We start from the raw sequence: 21435 nt of genomic DNA, 5'->3' as shown, positions 1-21435 counted from the left end.
GGCATGAATGATCGATTCACCTAGGGCTTTCAGCCTCCGGAGGGTGCACTGCAACTAGCTGCATCGATCAGGTCCTCGATGTCCGGCGCGCAGTCCCCGCAGCCGGTGTTGGCGCCGGTGGCCTCCCGGATCGCCGGCAGGTCCCGGTTGCCGACGCGGACCGCGGCCACCAGCTCGCTCTCCGACACCCGCATGCACAGGCAGACCATCGGATCGTCAACGTCCGGCACGCGCACCGAGCCCCTGCGACCACCGGACCAGACCGGGCTCCGCGAGGGATCCGGCCAGCAGGTCGTGATCCAGCTCGGCGCCGCTCAACGACGGTACGGTCACCACGTACAGCCCGGCCGCGCGCGCGGCGGCGATGCCGGTGGCGGAGTCCTCGAAGGCGACCGACCTGGCCGGATCCGCGCCCAGCGCGGCGCACGCCGCGAGGTAGAGGTCGGGCGCGGGTTTGGCCGATTCCACCTCGTCGGCGGCGAACGACACCGGGAAGAAGCCGGCGAGTCCGGCCGAGGCGAGCGCCGTGTCGAGCAGTTCGCGCGGGCTGTTGCTGGCCACCGCCACCGGGACGGCCGCCGCACACGCCTTCACCAGCTCCACCGCGCCGGGCAGCGCGTCGGCGCCCTTCGCCAGCTCCCGGCGCACCCCGTCCAGGAGTTCGGCGGCGAGTTCGCCGCCCGCGCCCGCGCGGCCGAAGTAGTCCGCCATCGCGTCGCCGGCCGCGGCCAGGGTGCGGCCGATCACCAGCGCCTTCTGCTCCGGGCCGAACCCGTGGCCGTGTGCGGCGAAGATGGCCGTCTCCGCGCGCGTCCAGCAGACCTCGGTGTCGACCAGCAGCCCGTCGCAGTCGAAGACCACGGCCTGCACGTCATCGGGGAGCGGCCTCATCCGTTGTTCCTCCAGTCGGTCGCCGCGACGGTGGCGAGCAGCGGCGCCACGCCCGGCTCGTTGCACTCGATCCAGCCGGTCAGTACGGAGAGTACGTCCCAGCGCGCGCCGCCCTCGGGCAGCTCGGTGGTCTCCAGCTCCTCCAGCCAGCGGCCCACCCGCTCCGGCGCCGCGTGCAGCCGGGCCAGCTCGCCCCAGCCGTCGTCGCGGGCCGCCAGCCTGTCCAGGCTCCGCGTCACGTCCAGGTCGTGCGCCGGGATCTCGCGCTCCAGCTCGGGCAGCAGGGCGCGCGCCGGGCAGGGCTCGCCCTGCTGCGCCGGAGCCGCGCCGAGCGCCGAGCGCAGGAACGAGGCGCCGGTACGGTAGCCGAACAGCCGCAACTCCCGTACCAGGTCGGCCGGTTCATCGGCCGTGTGGACGAAGTTGAACAGGCCGTTCACGCGCCCGAACCGGGTCCGCAGGTCCCGGCCGTGGGCGGCCCCGGGGTCGGCGGCGCCCTTGGCCGCGGTGAGCCGGACGCTCGCGGGCAGCCCCGGCGCGCGGCGCGTGTCGCGCAGCAGCACCAGCAGCGAGGGCCCCGAGCCCAGGAGGTGGTCCACGACGGCGATGCGCTGCGCCGAGGCCGCGTTGAACTGGTAGCGCCAGATCTCGCGGGTCAGGAGCGGGTCGAAGCGCAGGGGGTGGGCGGCGATCGGAAGCCAGCCCTCCTCCTCCAGGATGTCGAGGATCAGGCCGCACCGGCGGCCGGCGAAGGCGTCCGGCTTGAGCACCACGAACGTCGTCGCGTACAGCCAGGCCCGGTCGCCGGGCGGGCGGAACAGGTCGAGTCCCTCGCGCGCGTACGTGTCGAGGCGGTACGCCGCCCGCTTGGCCGGGTCGGCGGTGAGGGCGTCGAAGGCCCGGGGGGACACTGCGGAACGGCCGTCCCCGGGCAGCGGGCCCGGGCCGGCTGCCGCTGCCCCCGGCGTGGCCGCCGCGTCCCCCGCCACCTCGGCCGTCACGACGTCAGTGCTCGTCATCGCCCCTCCTCCGCCATCCTCATACCGCCCAGCGGCGTCTCGTTTCCGTCCACCAGCACGACCCGGCTCCCGTCGCGGTGCGTCCGGTCGGACACCGTCACGCGCCCGTCGGCCAAGGCCCGTACCGTCCACTCCAGGCAGGCCCGGTCGCTGCGCTCCTTCTGCTCCAGTTCCTGCTGCCAGGCGGCCTCGACGGTGGCCGGCCGCCCGCCCGTCGCAACCTCGGGGCCCATGCACAGCACCGGCCCGCCATCGCGGGTCCCGTCCACCAGGAAGCACGACGTCCGGGTGGAGCGGTGGCCCAGGCGCATCGCCGTCCGCACGGGATCCTTGCCGACGAGCACCCGCCTGCCCTGCGCGTCGAGGACGCTGAGGTCACCGGGGTGCTGGTTGATCATGCGGCCGCGGTAGCGCTCCAGCAGCCGCCCCTCGATCCAGCGGTGGTAGGCCAGCACGATCAGGTCCAGGTCTCCGTTGCCGCGCTCCCAGGCGCGGATGCGGTCGTCCAGCCCGTCGTGCCAGGTACGGGCGAGCGCCCGGTAGCGGGTCCGGTCCTCGGGGCCCTCGGCCCGCGAGGCCAGGCCGCAGACCTCGTCGAAGTCTCCGGTCCACGTCTCGACTCCGGCCTCCCGGGCGACGCGCAGCGCGCCGGCCCGTTCGCCGTGCGAGGCGACCAGGGCGACCTGGAACCGCTCCGGCTCGCGGCGCTGCAGGTCGAGCAGGGTGGAGAGGTTGGCGCCCGTCGCGGAGACGAGGACGCCGATCCGCAGCGGACGCGCGCCGGCCGTGTCCGTCATGCCGACTCCTCCGGGGCCCCGGTCGCGCCCGCGAGCAGGCGCAGCACCGTCTCCCAGGCCGGGCGCCGGGGGTTGACCAGGTGCATGTGGCGGGCGCCCGCGAGGCGCACCTCCGTCACCGGGAGCCCCTGGGCGGTCCAGGTGTCGAGCTGGTGCGCGGACAGCGCCGCGGGCACGGCCTGGTCCTCCTCGGCGACGACCACCGTGACGGACGCCGCGTCGCCGGGGCCGAGCCGCGGGGTCGCGTCCGTGTGGCTCCCGCCGCCCAGCAGATGGGCCGCCAGGAACGTGTCCACCGCGCCGTCGCCCACGCCGAGGCGGGCCGCCTCCACGAGGTCCGCGACCGGCGCGAGCAGCACCAGGCGGGCGCCGGCCCCGGTCCCCGCGACGGCGCTGAGCAGCAGGTGCGCTCCCGCCGAGTGCCCGACGAGGGTGGCCCCCAGCCAGCGCGGGTCCCGCTGCGCGAGGAGCCGCAGCGCGGCCGTGCAGTCCTCGGCCGCCCCGGGCCACTGACCGCCGTCCCAGCCCGGCCGGTACTCCGGCACCGCGACCCGGTGCCCGGCCGCCGCCAGCGCGCACGCCAGCGGCTCCAAGTCCTGGGCCGTCCGGTCGTGGCGCCAGTAGCCGCCGTGGACGAGCACGACCGGCGCCGGGGCGTCGGCCGGCTCGTCGAGCGGCCCGTACAGGTCGATCCGCTGCCAGGCGGAGGGTCCGTACCTCAGGTGGCCGAAGGCGGTGCTCACAGCACGCCGTGCGCGCCGAGGCGGGACAGCCAGTGCCGCAGCCGGTCGTCGGACATGCGTACTTCCGCGCGGCGCTCCGAGGTCTCGTCCGCGGCCCCGTACCGGTACCAGACGTGGCCGTCCTCGCGGCGGATCATGAAGGCGCGCTGCTTGCGGGCGGGGCTCTGGATCATCAGCGAGATGGTCTCGGGCTCCGTGATGGTGGTGTGCAGCTGCTCGTGGTCGAGCGTGATGCAGCGCCCCGCCGGCTCCTCGCGCACGAAGTGCGCCCAGAAGCGGCTCACGTCGGCGGTCTCGTCCAGCGGCTGGTCCGTCGCGTACAGCGTGTGCCGGTAGGCGCCGTGCAGGATGTACGCGGTGAAGCTGTAGCGGTGGTTGTGCACCCGCTCGTACTGGTCGGTGTTGGCCAGCCGCAGGCGGATGCGCAGCCCCTTGGCCTGGTCGTCCCAGATCACGATCTTGTCGTCGAGCGCGTGGCACTCGAACTTCTCGCGCAGCACGGGATCCGCGACGGCCCGGGCCAGCAGGGCGCGCAGCAGCGGGCGGTCGTCGCCGATCCGGCGCGCGACGGCCTGCGTGATCTCCGCGGCGGCCTCCAGATCGTCCCAGCGCACCGCGGGCAGTGACGCCATGAAGGCCTCGGCCGCCGCGACGTCGCCGGCCGTGGGCGGCTCCAGGAGTTCGGCGTACGCCGGGTACAGCAGGTCGTCGCCCGGTCGGGTCGCCATCACAGCACCTCCATGGCGCGCAGCCGGCCGGTGAGGTCGTCGAAGTACGCCTTGCTGATCCGCTTGCTGCCGCGGCGCGAGGCCTTCTCCTTGTCCTCGCCGAACCGCCACCACACACGGCCGGTCTCGCGCTCGGTGATGATCGAGCGCTCCTTCTCGACGGGACCGCGCAGGAACAGCGACACGGTGTCCGGCGTCGTGTAGGTGGTGTGGATCTCGCTGTGGTGCAGGGTGTAGCAGTTGCCGGCCTGCTCGTGCGTGACGAAGCGGGGCACCACCTTCAGGTCGGTGGGGACGGCGTCGAAGTCGTCCTGCGCGCCCGCCGGGATGTCCTCCTCGGAGAGCCGGCCGGTCAGCTCGTGCCGGACGTGCTTGTACTGGCCGCGCACGATCAGCGAGGTGAAGGAGAACCGGTGGTCGTGCGGCCGGTCCCGGTGGTCCTCGGTGGAGACGTGCACCCGGATGCGGAAACCGCGGTCGAGGGCGTCGTAGACGACCAGCTTGTCGAGCAGCCGGTGGTGCTCGCACTTGTCGAACAGGTCCTCCTCCTCACGGGCGCGCTCCAGCAGCTGGGTGAGCGCGGCCTTGTCCTCGCTGAGGGCGGTGAGGATCTCCTTCGTCTGGGCCCGCGCCTTGGGCAGGTCCGACCAGTCCACGACCAGCCGGTCGAGTTCGTCGAGCATCTGTGACTCCTTGTGTGGTTACGCGGCGGAGACGCGCAGATCCGCGCCGACGGACAGGCCGAACACCCGGTGGGCGGTGGCGGCGACGAGGGCGTGGACGTCCTCGTCGGACAGGCCCTGCGAGCGGGCGTTCGCCATCTGGCGCGCCAGCGGGACCGAACCCGCGGCGACGACGCCGGCGTCCTGGTACCAGAGCCCGTTGTCGGAGGTCTGGTGCAGGTCCTGGCCACCGAGGCGCGCCGAGTCACAGCGGTCGGTCATCATCATCGAGTTCTCGACGCCCATCAGCTGGACCGCGCGGGCCGCGATGGCCAGGTCCACGTGCTCGCCGTCGAAGTTGATGCAGGCGGCGATCCGGCCGGCCGCGGCCTGCCGCATGATCGCGGCGGGCACCGGTCCGGCGATGTCGGCCATGCCGCGCAGCGTCCAGTTCGGCAGGTCGTACGAGGCGATGATCTCGTCCCGCTCCTTGCGCGCCCGGGTGGTGCGGAAGGCGTGGCGGATCGTCAGCGGCATGTCGTTGAACAGGTGGTCGGTGACCACGCGCGCTCCCGCGCCGGCCCACTGCGACTGCCAGGCGAGCTCCACGATCTCGTCCACCTGCGCGGCGCTGCGCGCGGGGTCGGCGCGGGTGAAGTGCCCGAGCGCCGGGCGGATGCCGTGGGCCATCAGCAGCGGGACGAGCCATTCGAAGCCCGTCTCGCGCGCACCGGGGGCATCGTGGAGCTCGGAGGCGGGCGAGAACGCGTCCGGCGACAGCACGGTGTACTTCAGCCCGAACTCGCCGAGCGCGGCGAGGCGTTCCCATTCGGCGCGGGACGGCGCCCACACCGTGGAGGCGGGCGTGCCGCCGTGGCTGGCGAGCAGCGGCCCTTCGAGCGCGATGCCGGCGATGTGGCGCAGACCGCCCTCGCTCCGCATGCGGTCGTAGTCGCGGACGAACGCCTCGAACTCCCCCAGCTGCGCGCGGTGGAGGTACATGGTGGGCAGGCTCAGGACTCCCTCACGGGCACACCACGCGTCGAGCCGCTCCAGGTCGACCTTGGTGAAGTCGGAGAAATCGACGTCGCCGAACCCGTGGCAGTGGACCTCCACCGGTGGCAACCGGTCCTGAAAGTCAGCCGAGTGCGGCCATGGTGCGCCTTCTACAGGGGATTTCACGAGCACAACTCCCAATCGATAAGTGGCCCTGTACCGATTGTGGGTGCCGTCCCTTGTGCCGACCACCCAGTGCGTAGGCCATCAACCTGCATTGCAGCTTGATGAAGGAGCGCATCCGGGAATCTTCCGCCTAATGTCGTCTCAGCAGGCCGACGGGGCCCCGGTCACGGGGCACCCAAAGCCCGCAATCCCCAAGGGAAAGGAGGTGATTCCCCATGAAGAAGTACATCAAGCCCTCCACCAAGAAGGTCGGTTTCGGTACCGTCCTGAGCGTCTCTCCGTGACGCTAGTGCCGGGACGCCCGCTCTTTCGGGAGCGGGCGGCCCGGCCCTTCCTTTTCCCGGAACGAAAATTCGAGACTTTGGTGAGGTGGATATGTGCGGCCTGGCCGGACTGGCCCGTACCGACGGGCGGATGCTTCCCGCGGACACGGACGACCTGCTGCGTCGCATGGCCCACGCCGTGGCCCATCGCGGTCCCGACGAGCAGGAAACGCTGAACTCCGGCCCGGTGGGGCTGGCCTTCACGCGCCTCTCGCTGGTTGACCCGGCCGCCGGCGGCCAGCCGCTGCACAGCCCCGACGGCAATGTGGTGCTCATCGCCAACGGCGAGGTGTACAACCACCGCGAACTCGCCGCGGGGCTCCCGTCCGGTGTACGCATGCGCACCGGGTCGGACTGCGAGGTCCTGGTCCACCTGTACCAGCAGAAGGGCCTGCGCTTCCTCGACGACGTGCGCGGCATGTTCGCCGTCGTCCTCTGGGACAAGGCCCGCAACAGGATCCTCTTCGCGCGCGACCGCTTCGGCGTGAAGCCGCTCTTCTACCACCAGAACCGGGAACGCCTCGTATTCGGTTCCGAAATGAAGGCGCTCTTCCAGGATCCCGCCTGCCCGCGGGAAGTGGACTGGAGCGGGGCACTGGCGGACCAGGCACTGGGCGGCGCCCCCGATCTCGTCGACGGCCCGCCCAACACCTGGTTCCGCGGAATCGAACTCGTACCGGCCGGGACCATTCTCAGCTTCGACCTGGCCGACGGTAGTTCCGCATCGCACCGTTACTGGTCCTTCCCGGATATCGGCGCATTCCGCGACGACCTGTCCGCCGATGAATTCATCGGACGGTACCGGGAACTCCTCTCCGAATCGGTCCGCGAATGCGAGACCTCGGACGTGGAGCTGGGCCTGTTCCTCTCCGGCGGCGTCGACTCGGCCGCCGTCGCCGCGCTCAGCACCATCCGCCCCCGGACCTTCACCGCGCTCAACGGCAGCACGCTCGTCAACGGCGACTCCGAGCACGGGCACCGGGCCGCGCTGCTCCTCGGGCTCGACAACCACCAGGTCGTCTTCGACACCCGGCGGGTTCCCTCCGCCGAGGAGTGGAAGGACCTGCTGTGGCTGCTGGAGAGCCCGCAGTGCAGCCCCGAGGTGTTCTACAAGCGCGAGCTCTACCGCTACGTCAAGAGCGAGTTCCCCGAGATCAAGGGCATGCTCCTGGGCGGCGGCAGCGACGAGTTCAACGGCGGCTACTCCGTGACCGCCGCCGAGGGCGGCGACTGGGGCGGGTTCCTGTCCAACCTCGACGAGATGGCGCTGCGCGACCACCGCCACCGGATGCGCGGCACCGCCGCGTGGTGGGAGCAGTCCGCCGCGCACCCCCTCGTACGGGCGGACGTGCTGCGCGACGGCGCCCGCGCCGACGACTCGTACCAGCGCTTCTGGCGCTGGAAGTACCGCGACATCCAGCAGTACAACTGCTGGCACGAGGACCGCACCGCCGCCGGCAGCGGAATCGAGGCCCGCGTCCCGTTCCTCGACCACCGGCTGGTGGAACTGGCCGCCTCCGTCCCGCCCGAGCTGCGCCCGCGCCTGATCTGGGACAAGCGGATCCTGCGCGACGGACTGGCCGACGTCCTGCCGCGCGAGTACGCCGACCGCCCCAAGGTGCCGTTCTTCTACGGCGACGGCGTCCACCACACCTACCGCGCCTTCGCCGCCATGCTCGCCGCGAACGGGGACGCGCTGCTGGAGGAGGCCCTGTCGGGCGCCCGCGCCAAGGAGTACATCGACGCGGACAACGCCCGCGCCACGCTCCGCGCCCTCCAGGACGACCCGACCTCCGGGCACGTCGAGTTCCTGCTGCGCGTCGTCAACCTCGGCCTGCTGGACCAGATGGCGCAGCAGCCGCCCGCCGCCCCCGTGGACGCCCGGCCCGCCGCCGTTCCCACCGCGCTGGCCGTGACCGACTGGGACGCCGAGCGCCGCGCCATCGAGGCACACGTGCTGAACCGGGCCGAGCGGCACGGCGCCCTGGTTCCCACGCTGCACGACTCGGTGCTGCTGCTGGCCGAGCCCGGTGAGCCGGACGTGCGCTACGTCCTGGTCAACGGGGAGATCCAGTACGTCGTGGACGGCTCCGAGACACCCGCGTGGCTGCGGATGCTGGACGCCATCGACGGCGAGCGCGGCATCGACGAGCTGCTCGCGGCCGTCGGCTGCCCGCTCTCCGAGGTCGAGGAGCCCCTGTTCGAGTCGGCCGAGCTCGGTGTCATCACCCTGGCCGAGCCGGCGGCGCGGGCCTGATGACGTCCGCCGCCCCGGCCGCCGACCGTTCCCGGGACACCGCCCTGCCGTTCCCCCGCGTCTACGACTGGGCACGGTGGCCGCTGTCCCGGGGGCGGCTGGCGGCCGCCGCCTGCGTCCTCGCCTTCGCGGCCGCCCTGTGGAGCACGGGCGGCTCCGCGCGGGCCGTGGCGGCGCTGCTCGTGGCGGAGACGCTGCTGCTGTGCCTGCCCTGGCGGCTGCCCCGCACCACCCGCTCCGTCGCCGGGTTCTGGACGGAGACGCTCTGCGGGCTCATCGCACCGCTCGGGGCCATCGCCGTCGCCGCGTGGAGCGGCGCCTCCTGGCTGGGCCGGGGGGCCGACTGGTGGTGGTTCGCGGCGGGCGCCGCGCTCGGCGGCTGCCTGATCCTGGCCAGCGGGATGAACCCGCGCGCCCTGGTCACCGGTGAGCTGGCGTTCCTCGCCGGGCCGACGCGCCCCGGCCACGGGTACGCCCGGGCCACCGCGACCCTCGTCGGCCCCGCCGGCGAGGAGGCCCTGTTCCGCGGCGTCGTGCTGAGCGCCGCCGCCGGCCCGGCCGCCCCCCTCGGCCTGCTCGCGGCGGCCGCGTTCGTGGCCCGCCACCACATCCCGCCCGGCGCCAACGGCCGCGACTCGGCCCGCGCCATGGGCGTGGAGATCGGCTCGGCGGTGGCGCTGCTCGCCCTCACCGCGGCCTCGCACTCGCTCTACCCCGCGCTGCTGGCCCACCTCCTCAACAACATCCCGCCCGCGGTGCTCCAGTTCCAGTGCGCTCGCTCCGGAAGGCCAACCCCATGACGTTCGACTTCACCCGCTGCCTCGACGAGGTGTCGGGCCGCGGTCTGCTGCCCGCGGACCACCGCGCCGCCTTCGTCGTCGGCTCGCTCGCCCGCGGCTGGGCGAACCCCTCCAGCGACGTCGACATCTACGTCGTCACCGACGAGCCGTGGACCGGGGCCGCCTCCGGATCCATCCGGGTCCCGCTCACCCGCCCCGACGTGCCCACCGCGCACTTCCCCGGGGCCGGGGACGGCCGGCGCCGGGAGCTGAAGTACTGGACCGACGGCCAGATCGGGGAAGTCCTCGCCAAGGTCTCCTGGGCCGAGTTCGACGCCGGGCGTTCCATCGGCCAGATGGTCACCCGCGACGAGGAACAGCTCTTGGAGCGGCTGCTCGCCTGCCGCCCGCTGTCCGGCGAGGACTGGGTGCGCGAACGGCAGCGGGAGATCGAGCAGTCGGCGTTCCGCGCGGTCGTCGTCTCGTACTGCCTGACCAACGCCGACGACTTCGTCGAGGACGCGCTCGGCCAGCTGGCCGTGGACGACCTGGACAGCGCCGTCCTCTCGGTCCGGCAGGCCTTCGGGCACGCCGTGGACGCCCTGCTCGCCTCCCACGGGGAGTGCGGGCGCCTCGTCAAGTGGCGCGCCCGGCGGATGGCCGCGGCCCGCCCCGAGGCCCTCCCGTACGAGCGGTACTGGGCCGTCGAGACCATGCGCGACTTCGACTCCGCGGCCCCCCGCGCGTGGGTCGAGGACGTAATCACCCTGTGCAAGAGCCTTTCCATGGAAGTGGAGATCTGAGCGATGACGACCACGCCCGCGGCGGACGCCGTACCCCGCCCGAAGCCCGAGACCCGGTTCAGGAAGTTCCGGGGCAAGCTCCTCGCGGCCAACGGGCCGAGCGCCCTGGAGCTCTCCGAGTCCGCGGCCTTCATCCTCCAGAACGTCGACGGCAGCCGCTCAGCCCGTGCGATCGGCGAACTGCTGGCCGCCGAGTACGGCATCGACGCCGACGAGGCCACCGCCGACGTGCTCGAACTCCTCGCCGAACTGGCCGAGTCGGACATCATCGACATGGGGAGTGCCTGACCCGTGTCCGTCGTCCTCGCCACCTTCTGGCGCATGTGGGCCCTGACCCGGCGCGCCTACCCCTGGACGTACTTCACGTCGACCGTGCTCACCGGCGCGCTCACCATCGTCCTGGCCTACCTCGCCTACAAGGCGGTCGGCGGTGGCGAGGTCGATTCCGCCTTCACCTCGGCCACCGGCTCGTCCGACTACGTGGGGTACGTCGCCGTCGGCGCCATCACCTACACGTTCGCCGTGCGCATGCTGCTGTGGACCGCCAAGGCCCTGATCACCGAGGAGCGGGAGGGCACCATCGCGGCGCTCGTCGTCGCGCCGGCGGGCCGGATGCCGTACCTGCTGGGCTTCGGCGCGTTCGCGGTGCTCAGCACCCTCGCGGAGACGGGGGCGCTGGCCGTCGTCGCGGGCTTCCTGAACGTGACGCTGCCCGTGCCGCACGCGGCCGGACTGGTGCTCTCCCTCGCGGTGTTCACGCTCGCGCTGTTCGCCATGTCCCTCGTCCTGTCGTCCGTGATGCTCTTCGCGGGCGAGGCGCACATCTCGCAGAACACCCTGTTCCTCGGCATGGGGCTGCTGTGCGGATTCACCTTCCCGCGCGAGTACCTGCCCGAAGCCGCGCAGTGGCTCGCCGAGTTCCTCCCGGTCACCGCCGCGCTCGACGGCCTGCGCGCGGCGCTCTCCGGCGACTTCGACTACGCGACGGCGATGCCCCGGCTGGGCGTCGCCGCGGTGGTCAGCGCCTGCTACCTCGCCCTGGGCCGGTGGCTGCTCCCCCGTGCGGAGCAGCGTGCTCTCGAAAGGACCTTCTGACCGTGACCCAAGGAATCGTCGTCCGCGACCTGCGCAAGACGTTCGCCGTCCGCGAGCGCATGTTCGGCCCCCGCACGGTGAAGACGGCCGTGGACGGCCTCTCGTTCACCGTGCCGCGCGGCCGGGTCACCGGGCTCCTCGGCCTGAACGGCGCAGGCAAGACCACCACCATCAAGATGCTGTCCACGCTGCTGCGGCCCACCTCGGGCTCGGTCACCGTGGACGGGCTCTCGACGGTGGCCGACGCCCGCGCCGTGCGCCGCAGCATCAACCTGATCGCGGGCGGCGAGCGCATGGTCTACGCGCGCATGACCGGCCGCGAGAACCTGCGCTACTTCGGCATCCTGTACGGGGTCCCCGAGCAGGTGCTGCGCGAGCGTGCCGGGGAGCTACTGGACCTCGTCGGCCTGACGGAGGCCGCCGACACCGTCGTCGAGCGCTACTCGCGGGGCATGACCCAGCGCCTGGCGATCGCCCGCGGCCTGATCAACGACCCCGACTACCTGCTGCTGGACGAGCCCACCCTCGGCCTCGACGCGCCCATCGCCCGCGACCTGCGCAAGGTCGTCGCCCGGCTGGCCGCCGACGGCAAGGGGGTCCTGCTCACCTCCCACTACCTCGCCGAGGTGGAGGAGCTGTGCGAGCACGTCCACGTCGTCTCCAAGGGCCGGATGCTCGCCGAGGGCAGCCCCGCCACGATCACCGCCGCCACCGGCTGCCACGGCACGGTGACCGTGACCGTGCCGAGCCCCTCGGCCGCCGTCAACACCGCCATCGCCGACTTCGCCACCCGGGTGGACGCCCGGGTCTCCGGCCGGTCGATGGAGGACGGCGCGCTCAGCGTGACCCTCAGCCACCCCGACGACATCGCGGGCCCGCTGGTCACCGAGATCGTGGCGGCGGGCGGAGCGGTCGCTTCCCTGTCCGTGGGCACTCCCTCGCTCGAGGACGCCATCCTCGCCCTCGGGGACTCCACCGCGGCCCCGGCGGCCGCCGCCCAGGGAGTGCCGGCATGAGGGCGATGGCACGCATCGGCGCCGCCGAGATCCTCAAGCAGCACCGCAGGATGAGCGGCAGCAACCTGGTGTTCTTCTCGATGCTGCTGTGGCCCCTGCTCCAGCTGCTCACCACGTACTACACGGTGCGGCCGGTCGTGGGCGGCGCGGCGGGCTCGAACTGGTCGGCCGCCGCCGACCCCCAGCAGCTGCTCGCGTTCCTGGCGACGGGCGCGCTCGGCTTCTCGTTCTTCTTCGCGCTCGTCCAGTCCGCCTGGCACTTCTCCTTCGAGCGGCAGACCGGAACCCTGGAACTCCTCTTCCTGTCGCCGGTGCCCCGCCTGGTCATGGTCGTCGCCAACGGCTTCGGGGCCCTGCTGCAGAACGCCTGGCTGTTCCTCTGCTTCAGCCTGACGCTGTTCCTGGTGACCGACGTGGTCAGGCCGGCCCATCCGGCGATGTTCCTGGTGGCGTTCCTGGCGCTGCTGCTGCCGGCCGTGGCCTGGGGCGCGTTCCTCAACAGCCTGCTGATCTTCTCGCGGGACTCGGCCTTCCTCTTCACGATCTTCGACGACCCCATGGCGTTCGCGTCCGGGGCGCGGATCCCCGTCACGGCCCTGCCCGGCGGGATCGCCGCGATCGGGACCGTACTGCCGCTGACCGGGAGCCTGCGGGTCGTCCGCGGGGCGCTGCTGGAGGGCAAGGACGTCGGCGACCTCGCCGGGACGCTCGCGAGCCTCGCCGCCGTCACCGTCGCGCTGCTGCTCCTCGCCTCGCTGATGCTCCGCCTCGGCGAGCGCCGCGCCCAGCGGACGGGCCAGCTCCGGCTCTTCTGAGCCGCGATCCGACACCATCACGACACGATTGGGAACCACGCGATGTGCGGGATAGTTGGGCTCTTCGTTGGATGCTCCGCCCTCGCCTACTGCCCCCGCAAGGCACTCTCCGGCCCCGGCGCCCCCACGGCCGGGGCAGGTGGGACGGAGGGGACGGCCGAGGCGGACGGCATCGGCCCGGCCGCCCCGGACCCGTCCGGCGACGAGTCGTACACCAGCCCCTTCGCGCGCTGGTGGGACCGCTCCTCCGTGCGCCAGGCACCACGCCGGACGCTCGACGAGCCCTCCTCGGAGGCCGTCCGCTACTTCTCCCCCGACCTCGTGCCCGTCGCCCGGCACCCGCTCATCGCGCAGCTGCGGCCGGAGGTGTTCGACCAGGTGCTCATCCAGCACCTGTACCGGTACCTCGACTTCACGGCCAAGCTGGAGACCCTGGTGGTCAACCGCACCGTCCTCGGCATCGCGGGCGGCTCCGTCGGGGTCGAACTGCCCGAGGAGATGCGCTTCGACGCGTACAAGATCTACTGCGACGAGGCGTACCACGCGCTGTTCTCGGTGGACCTGATGCGCCAGGTCCGGGACCGCACCGGGATCGCGCCCCGGCTGCCCGCGCAGCCGTACTTCCTGCGGCGGCTGGAGGAGATCCAGAGCACGCTCGCCCCGGAACACCGGGCCCTCGCCGAGCTGATCTTCGTCACGGTCTCGGAGACCCTGATCTCGGCCAGCCTCGCCGAGATCCCCGCGGACGACGACGTGATGCCCGCCGTCCGCGACACGATCCGCGACCACGCCATGGACGAGGGCCGCCACCACGCCTACTTCGCCACGTTCCTGCGCTACCTGTGGGCCGGGCTGGGCCGGGCCGAGCGCAGACAGGCCGCGCTGCTCGCGCCCCGCCTGATCGACGCCTTCCTGCGGCCGGACACCGACGCCATCCGCGAGGAGCTGCTGGGGTACGGGCTGTCCCGGGACTCGGCCGAGCAGGTCCTGGCGGAGGTCTACGACGAGTGCACCGTCGCCGCGCACACCCGGATGACCTCGAAGCGGACCCTGCACTACTTCACCTCGCTGGACGTCCTCGACGACCCGCGGGTGGAGCAGGAGTTCCGTACGTACGGCCTGCTCTGACCGCCTGACGGCCCTCACACCGCCTCCCCCCCACCCGAGACCCACGCCCGACCCACGACGAAGCGAAAGGACATCCCCATGGCGCTCGGCCCCGAGGGATTCTCCGTCATCGGCCTTCCCGAGGCCCCGTCCGACGTGGCGGCGAGCTACGACGACCTGCCCGTCGACGCCCACATGGGCAACGGGACCCGGTCCAAGCGGTTCTCCCAGTACCGCCTCTCGCACACCCCCGGGACCGGCTGGACCTTCGAGCTGCTCCCGCACCGGGACTACACCGCGTTCAAGAAGTTCAACGCCGTCGGCGGCGGCATGCGCCGCGCGTACGAACCGGTCGCGGTCGACTTCACCCCCCTGATCGCCGCCGGCCTCGACACCCTGGACCTCGACCCGGGCGAGCACTGGCAGCTCAACCTGCACCAGAACCGCACCCGCGCCGAACCCGGCCGCCCGGGCCCCCTCACCCCCGAGGGCATCCACCACGACGGGCACGAGTTCGTGATGATCGGCGTACTGCGCCGCGAACGCGTGGGCGGCGGCGAGACCCGGCTGTGGAAGCCGGGCGCCGACCGGCCCCTGTGGACCGGGACGCTGCAACCCGGCCAGGCCGTGCTGCTCGACGACCGGGCCCTCGCGCACGACGTCACCGACGTCGTCAGCGCCGCCGACGGGCCGGGCCACCGCGACATCTTCATCGTGGCGTTCTCCCGCTGGAGCGAGAAGTGGTACGGCGACGCGCACGACGCGGCCGCGCTCGCCCAGGACGACAACTGACGGGAACAGGTACCCCTGCGCATGTGTACGAACCCCAAACCCTCCCTGGACGACGGCCTGCTCGCCGCGCTGCACTCACTGGCCGGCCTCCGCGCCGACGAGCTGACCCTCCTGTGCGACGACTACGCGTTCCGCGGTGAACTCGCCGCCCTGTGCGACGCGTCGACCGAGCGCGCCTACGGCCACGGCGACCGCGCCGCGCTGGAAGAGGTGCACGCGGCGCTCGCCCTGATCCACGACGGGGAGTTCCGCGCCCCCACCCTCGACGAGGTCGACCACGAACGGCAGACGATCCTGCGCGACGTCGGCGCCCGGCTGGAGCGGGCCGTGCTCGGTCACGAACTGTCCCGGATATCCGAGGACAGCGTCACCGGCCACCCCACCACCGGCCCCGAGTACGTCCGCTGGCTCAAGACGGTGGTCAGCGAGCACCCCGCGGGCTGGCATCCCCTCTACCACCGGCACCTGGCCGAGTCCGGCTCCCGCGAGGACCTGCGGCTGCTGCTCGCGCAGGAGACCAGCCTCGACCCGCGCTTCGACGACATCCTCGCCTTCATGCAGATCGGCCGGCAGGGCGCGGAGAAGCTGGAGATCGCCGCGAACTACTGGGACGAGATGGGCAACGGCGACCCGGCCCGCGTGCACTCCGCGCTGTTCGGGCAGGCCCTCGACGCGGTCGGCGCCGACCCCTCGTACATCCGGGACTCCTTCCTGCTGGAGGCCGGGATCTCCGGGAACGTATCGGCCTGCCTGGCCCTGTCCCGGCGGCACTACCACAAGGCCGTCGGCTACTTCGGCGTCACCGAGTACCTCGCGCCGCGCCGGTTCCGGTGCGTGGTGGACGCCTGGCGGCGCCACGGCCTGGACGAGGTCGGCATCGTCTACCACGACCTGCACATCGGGGTGGACGCGCAGCACGCGGCGGGCTGGTTCAAGAACGTGGTGCACCCGCTGCTGCGGGCCGACCCGCGCGCCGGCCGCGAGATCGCCCTGGGCGCGATGATCCGCCTCAACACCTCGGCGGACTACCTCGACGCCCTCCTGGGGCGGATGTCCGCCGCGACCCCCGCCGCGGTCTGAGGGCGCCGCCGTGTACGACTTCGCCAAGTACGAGGCCCTGGGCAACGACTACATCGTCATCGACCCCCGGCACACCACCTTCGATCCCACCCCGGAGAACGTCCGCCTGGTCTGCGACCGGCACTACGGGCTGGGCGGCGACGGCGTGCTGTACGGGCCGCTGCCCGCCGCCGACGGCTTCCGGCTGCGCACGTTCAACGCGGACGGCACCGAGTGCGAGAAGAGCGGCAACGGCCTGCGGATCTTCGCCCGGTACCTGCGCGACTCCGGGCACACCGACGCGGACGCCTTCGTGCTGCACCCGCCGGCCGGCCCCTGCCCCGTACGGATCCTCGACGCCGAGTCCGCGATCGTGGGCGTCGGCCTGGGAGCGCCCGCGCTGGAGGGGCTGCGGGAGCCGCTGACCGCCGGCGGCGCGACCTGGACCGCGACCCGCGTGGACCTCGGCAACCCGCACTGCGTCATCGAGACGGCTCCGGCGGTGGCCGACGAGGCGCTCGCCCGGCGCCTGGGCCCCGCCGTGCGCGACCACGCGCTGTTCCCGGACCGCACCAACGTCGAACTGCTGGACGTCCTGGGTCCCGACCGGATCCGCATCGAGATCTTCGAACGCGGGGCCGGGTACACGCTGGCCTCCGGCAGCAGCGCCTGCGCGGCCGCCGTCGCCGCGCACGCGCTCGGCCTGACCGGCCCGCGGGTCACCGTCGAGATGCCCGGCGGCCGGGTCACCGTGGAGATCGACGCCGCCGGGCGGGTCTCCCTCACCGGCGAGGTACGCGCCGTGCTGCGGGGCCACTGGGCGCCCGGGACGGCCCTGCGGCTCGCACGGCCGGAGCCCGCCGGGGACGCGCGATGACCGGCGCCGCCACGTACCCGATGCGGCGCTGGGTCTTCGAGGACGCCAAGGGCCGCCACGACATCAACCTCGGCGACAGCAACATGGCCTGCGGCCGGGTCGCCGACCTCACCCTGCCCGCCGACCTGGTGCTGGACTACGGCAGCGACCGCGGCGGCGCCGGGCTGCGGAGCATCGTCGCCGCGATGTACGGGCGGGACCCCGACGAGGTCGGCATCACCCACGGCGCCCAGGAAGCCCTGTACCTCCTGTACCGGGTCCTGCTGCGGCCCGGCGACCACGTCGTGGTCTTCGCCCCCGGCTGGCAGCAGGCCCACAGCGTCCCGGCCGCGCTCGGCTGCCGCGTCGACGTCGTCGCCGCCACGCCCGACGGCCGGCCGGACGTCGCGCGCGCCGCGACGCTGGTCGGGCCGAGGACCCGGGCCGTGATCCTGAACTCGCCCTGCAACCCGACCGGGCGGCGCGCCGCCGACATCGACGCGGCCGGACTGACGGCGGCGCTGCGGGCACACGGCGGCCACCTCGTGCTCGACGAGGAGTACGTCGTGGACCTCGGTGCCGATTCCCTCCTCGGCCGGTACGAGCGGGCGGTCTCGGTCTCCAGCGTGTCCAAGGTGTACGGGTTCCCCGGGCTCCGGACGGGCTGGATGTGCGGGCCCGCCGACGTGGTGCGCGCGGCGATGGAGCACAAGCACCTCACCACCATCTCCAACTCCGTCCTCACCGAGCGGCTGGCCGCGGACGTCCTGGAACGGCGCGAGCCCCACCTGGAGCGCTACCGGCGGCTGACCTCCCGGGGCGGCGCGCTGCTGCGCGCGTGGGCGGCCCGGCACGCGGACCGGGTGCGGCTGCTGGAGCCGGAGGGGACGCCGTTCGCGTGGCTGGAGCTGGCGGGGCAGACCCCGTCCCTGGAGTTCTGCCGCCGGGTGCTCGCCGAGACCCGCGTACTGCTGATGCCCGCCGAGGTGTTCGGCGCCGAACACGGGCTGCGGATCACGTTCGCCCGCGAGGAACCCGTCCTGCGGGAGGGCCTGGAGCGGATCGGGGCCCTGCTCGACGGCGAGCGGGCCGCCCTGTGATCACCACCGCCCCGGCGCCGGCGCGCGACGACCTCGCGGCCGCGCTGCTCGACGGGGTCCACGGCGCCGACGGGCCGTGGCGGCCGCTGCGCCCGCTGCTGCTGAGCCCCTCGGGGCACGCGCGCCTCGGGGAGCTGACCGTACGGGCCGCGCGGCTGGTGCTCGCGGCCTGCCGTCGGCGCGCCCGGACGGCGGGAGAGCTGCTGGCGGCGCTCGGCTCGCCGCCGGAGCACTTTCCGCTCCTGGACCGTGAACAGCCCCTGGACGAGCGGCTGCTGGAGGCGATCCGGCCCGACATCCTGATGGAACGCGGAGTGCCGCGCTTCGTGGAGCTGAACGTCGACGGGGCGCTGGGCGGGGTCCAGCAGTCGGACCTGATCGCCACGCGGTTCCTCGGGCACTACGCGCTCCACGGGATCCACGGCCACGGCCGCCGGCCGGGACTGTCGGCGCCGCCTTCGGCGGTGGAGGCCAGGGCCCGCGCCGTCCGGGCGTTCCTCGGACCCCGTACCGGAGCGGGGGCGGGGGCCGCCGTCGTGTACCCGCACTTCGGCGTGGGCCTGCTGCCCGCGCTGAAGGACCCCGAGCGGTTCGCGGACTGGCTCGCGCCCGTCTTCCGCCACGCCCGCCGCCACGGCATGGAGATGTTCGCGCACCCCCTGGACGGCCTGGCGAACGACCGGGACGGCCGCCTGCTGGCCGGCGGCCGGGCCGTCGACGCGGTGTTCCGGCCGTTCGTCAGCCACGGCCAGCCCGCCGGGCCGGGACTGACGGCCCTGGCCCGGGCCCTCGCGGCCCGGACCGTACGGATGTTCACGCCGGAGGCCACGATGCTTCTGACGAACAAGCGGACGCTGGCCTGGGTCTGGGACGACGTGGACGAACTGGACGCGCAGGAGCGGGAGTTCGTCCACGCCCACATACCCCGGACGCGCTGTGCGGAGCGGGCCGCGGCCGTGCCCCCCGCCGACCGGGCCGACTGGGTCCTCAAGCCCGCCGACGGGTTCGGCGGCTCCGGCGTCGTCATCGGCGCGGCGGTCAGCGCCGAGCAGTGGCAGGCCGCGCTGCGGCGGGCCCCCCTCCAGGTGCTGCAACGGCGCGTGGACCCCGATCCGGTGCCCATGCGCTTCGCGGACGCCGCGACCGGTGAGAGCGCCGACGCCGAGGTCCCCTTCGTCCTGGGCCCGTTCCTGTACCGGTTGCGGCCCTCGGGAGTCCTCGTACGGCACGGGACCCCGGGCTCCGGGCCGGTGCTCGGGGCGCACCAGGGCGCGGTCATGAACTCCGTCCTGCTGGCCGGGGAGTAGCGCCGTGGCCCACGCATACGAGGCCCACACACCCGGATCCCCCGCACCCGGGGCCGGCGGAACCGGGCTCGGCCGCCGGTTCGGACTGTTCCGGATCGCCGTTCTCGCCTCCGGCCTCGCTGACGGCGTCTACCTCGTCTCCGTCCCACTGCTCGCCCTGTCCCTCACCGGCTCCCCCCTCGCCGTCGCCGCCGTCGGCGTCGCGCTGCGCGCGCCGTGGCTGCTGATGACGCTGCCGGCGGGGGTGGTCGTCGACCGGCTGCCGCCGCTGCGCCTGCTGCGGCGGGCCTCGGCGGCCCGGCTGCCGCTCGTCGTGGCCCTGTCCGTGCTCGCCTGGTGCGGGCTGCTGCCCGTCTGGGGGCTGGCGGCCGGCGCGTTCCTCGTCGGTGTCTGCGGCACCTTCGTGGACCTCGCGGCGCAGTCGCTGGTGCCGCACCTGGCGGACCGCGCGCAGCTGCCCCGGGCCAACGCGCGGCTCCAGACCGGCCAGCTGCTGACCGCCCAGTTCGCCGGCCCCGCGCTCGGCGGCCTGCTCGCGGCGTGCCCCGGCACCGGGATGGCGGTCGCCGCCGTGCTCTACGTGACCACGCTGGCGGGTCTGGAGGTCCTGCGGCGGCGGCTGCCCGCTCCGCCGCCGGCCGGCGCGCCCGTCCCGGACCGGTCCATGCGGCGCGAGCTGCGCGAGGGCGCGGCGCACCTGAGGCACCGCCGCGACCTGCTGGGCCTGGCCGCGGTGGCCGCGTCCGGGAACCTGGCCTTCGCGGCGGTCACCACGATGCTGCCGCTGTGGGTCGTGGCCCCCGGGCGGCTCGGACTGCCCGAGTCGGCCATGGGCCTCGTCGCGGCGGCCCCCGCCGTCGGCGGGCTGCTCGCGGGCACGGCGGCCGCGCACCTGCTGCGGCGGTTCGGGGCGCGGCGCGTCCTGATGTGCTGCGCGCCCGCCGCGGGACTCGCCCACGCCACGATCGCGGTGCCGAGCGTCGTCGCCGCGCTCGCCGCGATGGCCTGTTACGGGGCGCTGAGCGTGCAGCTCAACGTCACCAGCATGTCGTACCGCCAGTCGAGCATCCCGGCCCCGCTCTTCGGCCGGGTCAACGCCCTGTACCGGTGGCTGATCCTCGGCGTCTCCCCGTTCGGCGCGCTGCTGGGCGGCGTCGCCGCCGAACGCCTGGGGACGGGCGCGGTGTTCCTCGGAGCGGGGGCGCTCTGCCTCCTCACCGGAACCCTGCTGCCCGCTCTCCTCTTCCATCCGCCCGCCGGGACGCCCGGCGGCGTCCCGGCGGGTGTCCCCCGCCCCGTACCCACCACCCACAAGGAATCACCGTGACCGAACGACTTCTGGACATGCCGACGGACTGGACCCGGGCCCTCGCCATCGTCGCCCACCCCGACGACGTCGAGTACGCGGCCGGATCCGCCGTCGCCACCTGGACCGACCAGGGCAAGGAGGTCGTCTACCTGATGGCCAGCCGGGGCGAGTGCGGCATCGACGGCATGGACACCGAGAAGGCCAAGTCGGTCCGCGAGGCGGAGCAGCGCGCCGCCGCGGCCGTCGCCGGGGTCACCACGGTGGAGTTCCTCGACCACCCGGACGGGCTGATCGAGCACGGCCCCGCGCTGCGCCGCGACCTCGCCCACGCGATCCGCCGGCACCGCCCGGAACTGGTGCTGACCCTCAACCACCACGACCACTGGCGCGGCGTCTCCTGGAACACCCCCGACCACCGCAACGTGGGCCGGGCCGCGCTGGACGCCCCCGCCGACGCGGCCAACCGCCACCTCTTCGCGCAGGAGGGCCTGGAGCCGTGGGAGGGCGTGCGCTGGCAGGCCGTCGCCAACTCCCCTTACCCCACGCATGCCGTGGACGTGACCTGGGCGGTGGAGCGCGGGGTCAAGACCGTGCTCGCGCACGCCACCTATCTGGAGGACCTGACCGACGAGGAGCCCGAGGCCTACGTACGGGGCTTCCTCGGCCGCAACCTCGCGGCGGCCGGGTCCCGCTACGGCGGCCGACCCGCCGTCGCGTTCGAGCTGTTCCACCGGGACCCGTACCGCGAGCGCGACGGCGTGATCCACTACCGCTGAACCCGCCACCCGGCGGCCC

The 21435-nt window shown here is 73.5% G+C and carries 23 protein-coding genes; 15 read left to right on the top strand and 8 right to left on the bottom strand.

Annotation, left to right across the window (positions count from 1 at the left end):
• Positions 1–29: 29 nt before the first annotated feature.
• Genes OG982_RS15245 through OG982_RS15210 form a run of 8 tightly spaced genes read right to left on the bottom strand, consistent with a single transcriptional unit; the run spans position 30 to position 5956 of the window.
• Positions 30–230, bottom strand: a complete 201-nt coding sequence (locus OG982_RS15245) for a (2Fe-2S)-binding protein (RefSeq protein WP_266786584.1) — start codon at positions 228–230, stop codon at positions 30–32.
• Complete coding sequence (locus tag OG982_RS15240) at positions 217–891, bottom strand: HAD family phosphatase (protein ID WP_266948715.1); 675 nt, start codon at positions 889–891, stop codon at positions 217–219. Before OG982_RS15240 ends, OG982_RS15245 begins: the two co-directional genes overlap by 14 nt.
• The gene (locus OG982_RS15235) at positions 888–1910 is read right to left on the bottom strand and encodes a nucleoside-diphosphate kinase (RefSeq protein WP_266786588.1); all 1023 of its coding nucleotides are present in this window, start codon (positions 1908–1910) and stop codon (positions 888–890) included. Before OG982_RS15235 ends, OG982_RS15240 begins: the two co-directional genes overlap by 4 nt.
• Positions 1907–2707 (bottom strand): formyltransferase family protein, encoded by an 801-nt coding sequence (locus OG982_RS15230; protein ID WP_266948714.1) that lies wholly within the window; start codon positions 2705–2707, stop codon positions 1907–1909. Before OG982_RS15230 ends, OG982_RS15235 begins: the two co-directional genes overlap by 4 nt.
• Positions 2704–3450: an alpha/beta hydrolase gene (locus OG982_RS15225; protein ID WP_266948713.1), complete on the bottom strand. Its 747-nt coding sequence runs from the start codon at positions 3448–3450 to the stop codon at positions 2704–2706. The genes OG982_RS15230 and OG982_RS15225 overlap by 4 nt, the downstream gene beginning before the upstream one ends.
• The gene (locus OG982_RS15220; RefSeq protein ID WP_266786594.1) at positions 3447–4178 is read right to left on the bottom strand and encodes a hypothetical protein; all 732 of its coding nucleotides are present in this window, start codon (positions 4176–4178) and stop codon (positions 3447–3449) included. Before OG982_RS15220 ends, OG982_RS15225 begins: the two co-directional genes overlap by 4 nt.
• Complete coding sequence (locus OG982_RS15215) at positions 4178–4861, bottom strand: hypothetical protein (RefSeq protein ID WP_266786596.1); 684 nt, start codon at positions 4859–4861, stop codon at positions 4178–4180. Before OG982_RS15215 ends, OG982_RS15220 begins: the two co-directional genes overlap by 1 nt.
• An 18-nt stretch (positions 4862–4879) precedes the next feature.
• Entirely contained in the window at positions 4880–5956 is a 1077-nt protein-coding gene (locus OG982_RS15210) for a hypothetical protein (protein ID WP_266786598.1), read from the bottom strand.
• A gap of 441 nt (positions 5957–6397) precedes the next feature.
• Between OG982_RS15210 and asnB the strand changes: the two genes are divergently transcribed.
• The 15 genes from asnB to OG982_RS15135 all read left to right on the top strand — a co-directional run bounded on the left by asnB (position 6398) and on the right by OG982_RS15135 (position 21416).
• Complete coding sequence (asnB, locus tag OG982_RS15205) at positions 6398–8602, top strand: asparagine synthase (glutamine-hydrolyzing) (protein WP_266949923.1); 2205 nt, start codon at positions 6398–6400, stop codon at positions 8600–8602.
• On the top strand, positions 8602–9402 hold the full coding sequence (locus tag OG982_RS15200; RefSeq protein WP_266948711.1) for a CPBP family glutamic-type intramembrane protease: 801 nt from the start codon (positions 8602–8604) through the stop codon (positions 9400–9402). Before asnB ends, OG982_RS15200 begins: the two co-directional genes overlap by 1 nt.
• Positions 9399–10184 carry a nucleotidyltransferase domain-containing protein gene (locus tag OG982_RS15195; protein WP_266786602.1) on the top strand — a complete coding sequence of 262 codons (786 nt, stop codon included), beginning with the start codon at positions 9399–9401 and terminating at the stop codon, positions 10182–10184. Before OG982_RS15200 ends, OG982_RS15195 begins: the two co-directional genes overlap by 4 nt.
• 3 nt (positions 10185–10187) lie before the next feature.
• On the top strand, positions 10188–10472 hold the full coding sequence (locus OG982_RS15190; RefSeq protein WP_266786604.1) for a PqqD family protein: 285 nt from the start codon (positions 10188–10190) through the stop codon (positions 10470–10472).
• A 3-nt stretch (positions 10473–10475) separates the two neighbouring features.
• On the top strand, positions 10476–11279 hold the full coding sequence (locus tag OG982_RS15185) for an ABC transporter permease (RefSeq protein WP_266948709.1): 804 nt from the start codon (positions 10476–10478) through the stop codon (positions 11277–11279).
• Positions 11280–11281: 2 nt separating this feature from the next.
• Complete coding sequence (locus OG982_RS15180; protein ID WP_266786608.1) at positions 11282–12295, top strand: ABC transporter ATP-binding protein; 1014 nt, start codon at positions 11282–11284, stop codon at positions 12293–12295.
• Positions 12292–13110 (top strand): ABC transporter permease, encoded by an 819-nt coding sequence (locus OG982_RS15175; RefSeq protein WP_266786610.1) that lies wholly within the window; start codon positions 12292–12294, stop codon positions 13108–13110. The genes OG982_RS15180 and OG982_RS15175 overlap by 4 nt, the downstream gene beginning before the upstream one ends.
• Positions 13111–13152: 42 nt before the next feature.
• Positions 13153–14238 carry a diiron oxygenase gene (locus tag OG982_RS15170; protein WP_266786612.1) on the top strand — a complete coding sequence of 362 codons (1086 nt, stop codon included), beginning with the start codon at positions 13153–13155 and terminating at the stop codon, positions 14236–14238.
• Positions 14239–14316: 78 nt separating this feature from the next.
• Positions 14317–15009: a 2OG-Fe dioxygenase family protein gene (locus OG982_RS15165; RefSeq protein ID WP_266786614.1), complete on the top strand. Its 693-nt coding sequence runs from the start codon at positions 14317–14319 to the stop codon at positions 15007–15009.
• 21 nt (positions 15010–15030) lie between these two features.
• Positions 15031–16089, top strand: a complete 1059-nt coding sequence (locus OG982_RS15160) for an iron-containing redox enzyme family protein (RefSeq protein ID WP_266948707.1) — start codon at positions 15031–15033, stop codon at positions 16087–16089.
• Positions 16090–16099: 10 nt separating this feature from the next.
• Positions 16100–16945, top strand: coding sequence for a diaminopimelate epimerase (dapF, locus tag OG982_RS15155; RefSeq protein ID WP_266948705.1), 846 nt, complete (start codon positions 16100–16102; stop codon positions 16943–16945).
• Complete coding sequence (locus OG982_RS15150) at positions 16942–18024, top strand: aminotransferase class I/II-fold pyridoxal phosphate-dependent enzyme (RefSeq protein ID WP_266948703.1); 1083 nt, start codon at positions 16942–16944, stop codon at positions 18022–18024. The genes dapF and OG982_RS15150 overlap by 4 nt, the downstream gene beginning before the upstream one ends.
• Positions 18021–19331, top strand: coding sequence for a hypothetical protein (locus tag OG982_RS15145; RefSeq protein WP_266948701.1), 1311 nt, complete (start codon positions 18021–18023; stop codon positions 19329–19331). The genes OG982_RS15150 and OG982_RS15145 overlap by 4 nt, the downstream gene beginning before the upstream one ends.
• 4 nt (positions 19332–19335) lie before the next feature.
• On the top strand, positions 19336–20658 hold the full coding sequence (locus OG982_RS15140) for an MFS transporter (RefSeq protein ID WP_266948699.1): 1323 nt from the start codon (positions 19336–19338) through the stop codon (positions 20656–20658).
• Positions 20655–21416 (top strand): PIG-L deacetylase family protein, encoded by a 762-nt coding sequence (locus tag OG982_RS15135; protein ID WP_266786626.1) that lies wholly within the window; start codon positions 20655–20657, stop codon positions 21414–21416. The genes OG982_RS15140 and OG982_RS15135 overlap by 4 nt, the downstream gene beginning before the upstream one ends.
• Positions 21417–21435: the final 19 nt, after the last annotated feature.

The organism is Streptomyces sp. NBC_01551, assembly GCF_026339935.1.
Classification (GTDB): Bacteria; Actinomycetota; Actinomycetes; order Streptomycetales; family Streptomycetaceae; genus Streptomyces.
Note: the sequence above shows the minus strand (reverse complement) of the source record. Positions and strands in the feature narration are given on the sequence as shown.

What these genes read in the sequence shown, in the direction of transcription:
- OG982_RS15230 (WP_266948714.1), bottom strand. Translation starts at nt 2,707, where the DNA reads ATGACGGACACGGCCGGCGCGCGTCCGCTGCGGATCGGCGTCCTCGTC.
- OG982_RS15235 (WP_266786588.1), bottom strand. Translation starts at nt 1,910, where the DNA reads ATGACGAGCACTGACGTCGTGACGGCCGAGGTGGCGGGGGACGCGGCG.
- OG982_RS15160 (WP_266948707.1), top strand. Translation starts at nt 15,031, where the DNA reads ATGTGTACGAACCCCAAACCCTCCCTGGACGACGGCCTGCTCGCCGCG.
- OG982_RS15165 (WP_266786614.1), top strand. Translation starts at nt 14,317, where the DNA reads ATGGCGCTCGGCCCCGAGGGATTCTCCGTCATCGGCCTTCCCGAGGCC.
- OG982_RS15170 (WP_266786612.1), top strand. Translation starts at nt 13,153, where the DNA reads ATGTGCGGGATAGTTGGGCTCTTCGTTGGATGCTCCGCCCTCGCCTAC.
- asnB (WP_266949923.1), top strand. Translation starts at nt 6,398, where the DNA reads ATGTGCGGCCTGGCCGGACTGGCCCGTACCGACGGGCGGATGCTTCCC.
- OG982_RS15215 (WP_266786596.1), bottom strand. Translation starts at nt 4,861, where the DNA reads ATGCTCGACGAACTCGACCGGCTGGTCGTGGACTGGTCGGACCTGCCC.
- OG982_RS15240 (WP_266948715.1), bottom strand. Translation starts at nt 891, where the DNA reads ATGAGGCCGCTCCCCGATGACGTGCAGGCCGTGGTCTTCGACTGCGAC.
- OG982_RS15195 (WP_266786602.1), top strand. Translation starts at nt 9,399, where the DNA reads ATGACGTTCGACTTCACCCGCTGCCTCGACGAGGTGTCGGGCCGCGGT.
- OG982_RS15220 (WP_266786594.1), bottom strand. Translation starts at nt 4,178, where the DNA reads ATGGCGACCCGACCGGGCGACGACCTGCTGTACCCGGCGTACGCCGAA.
- OG982_RS15150 (WP_266948703.1), top strand. Translation starts at nt 16,942, where the DNA reads ATGACCGGCGCCGCCACGTACCCGATGCGGCGCTGGGTCTTCGAGGAC.
- OG982_RS15200 (WP_266948711.1), top strand. Translation starts at nt 8,602, where the DNA reads ATGACGTCCGCCGCCCCGGCCGCCGACCGTTCCCGGGACACCGCCCTG.
- OG982_RS15175 (WP_266786610.1), top strand. Translation starts at nt 12,292, where the DNA reads ATGAGGGCGATGGCACGCATCGGCGCCGCCGAGATCCTCAAGCAGCAC.
- OG982_RS15190 (WP_266786604.1), top strand. Translation starts at nt 10,188, where the DNA reads ATGACGACCACGCCCGCGGCGGACGCCGTACCCCGCCCGAAGCCCGAG.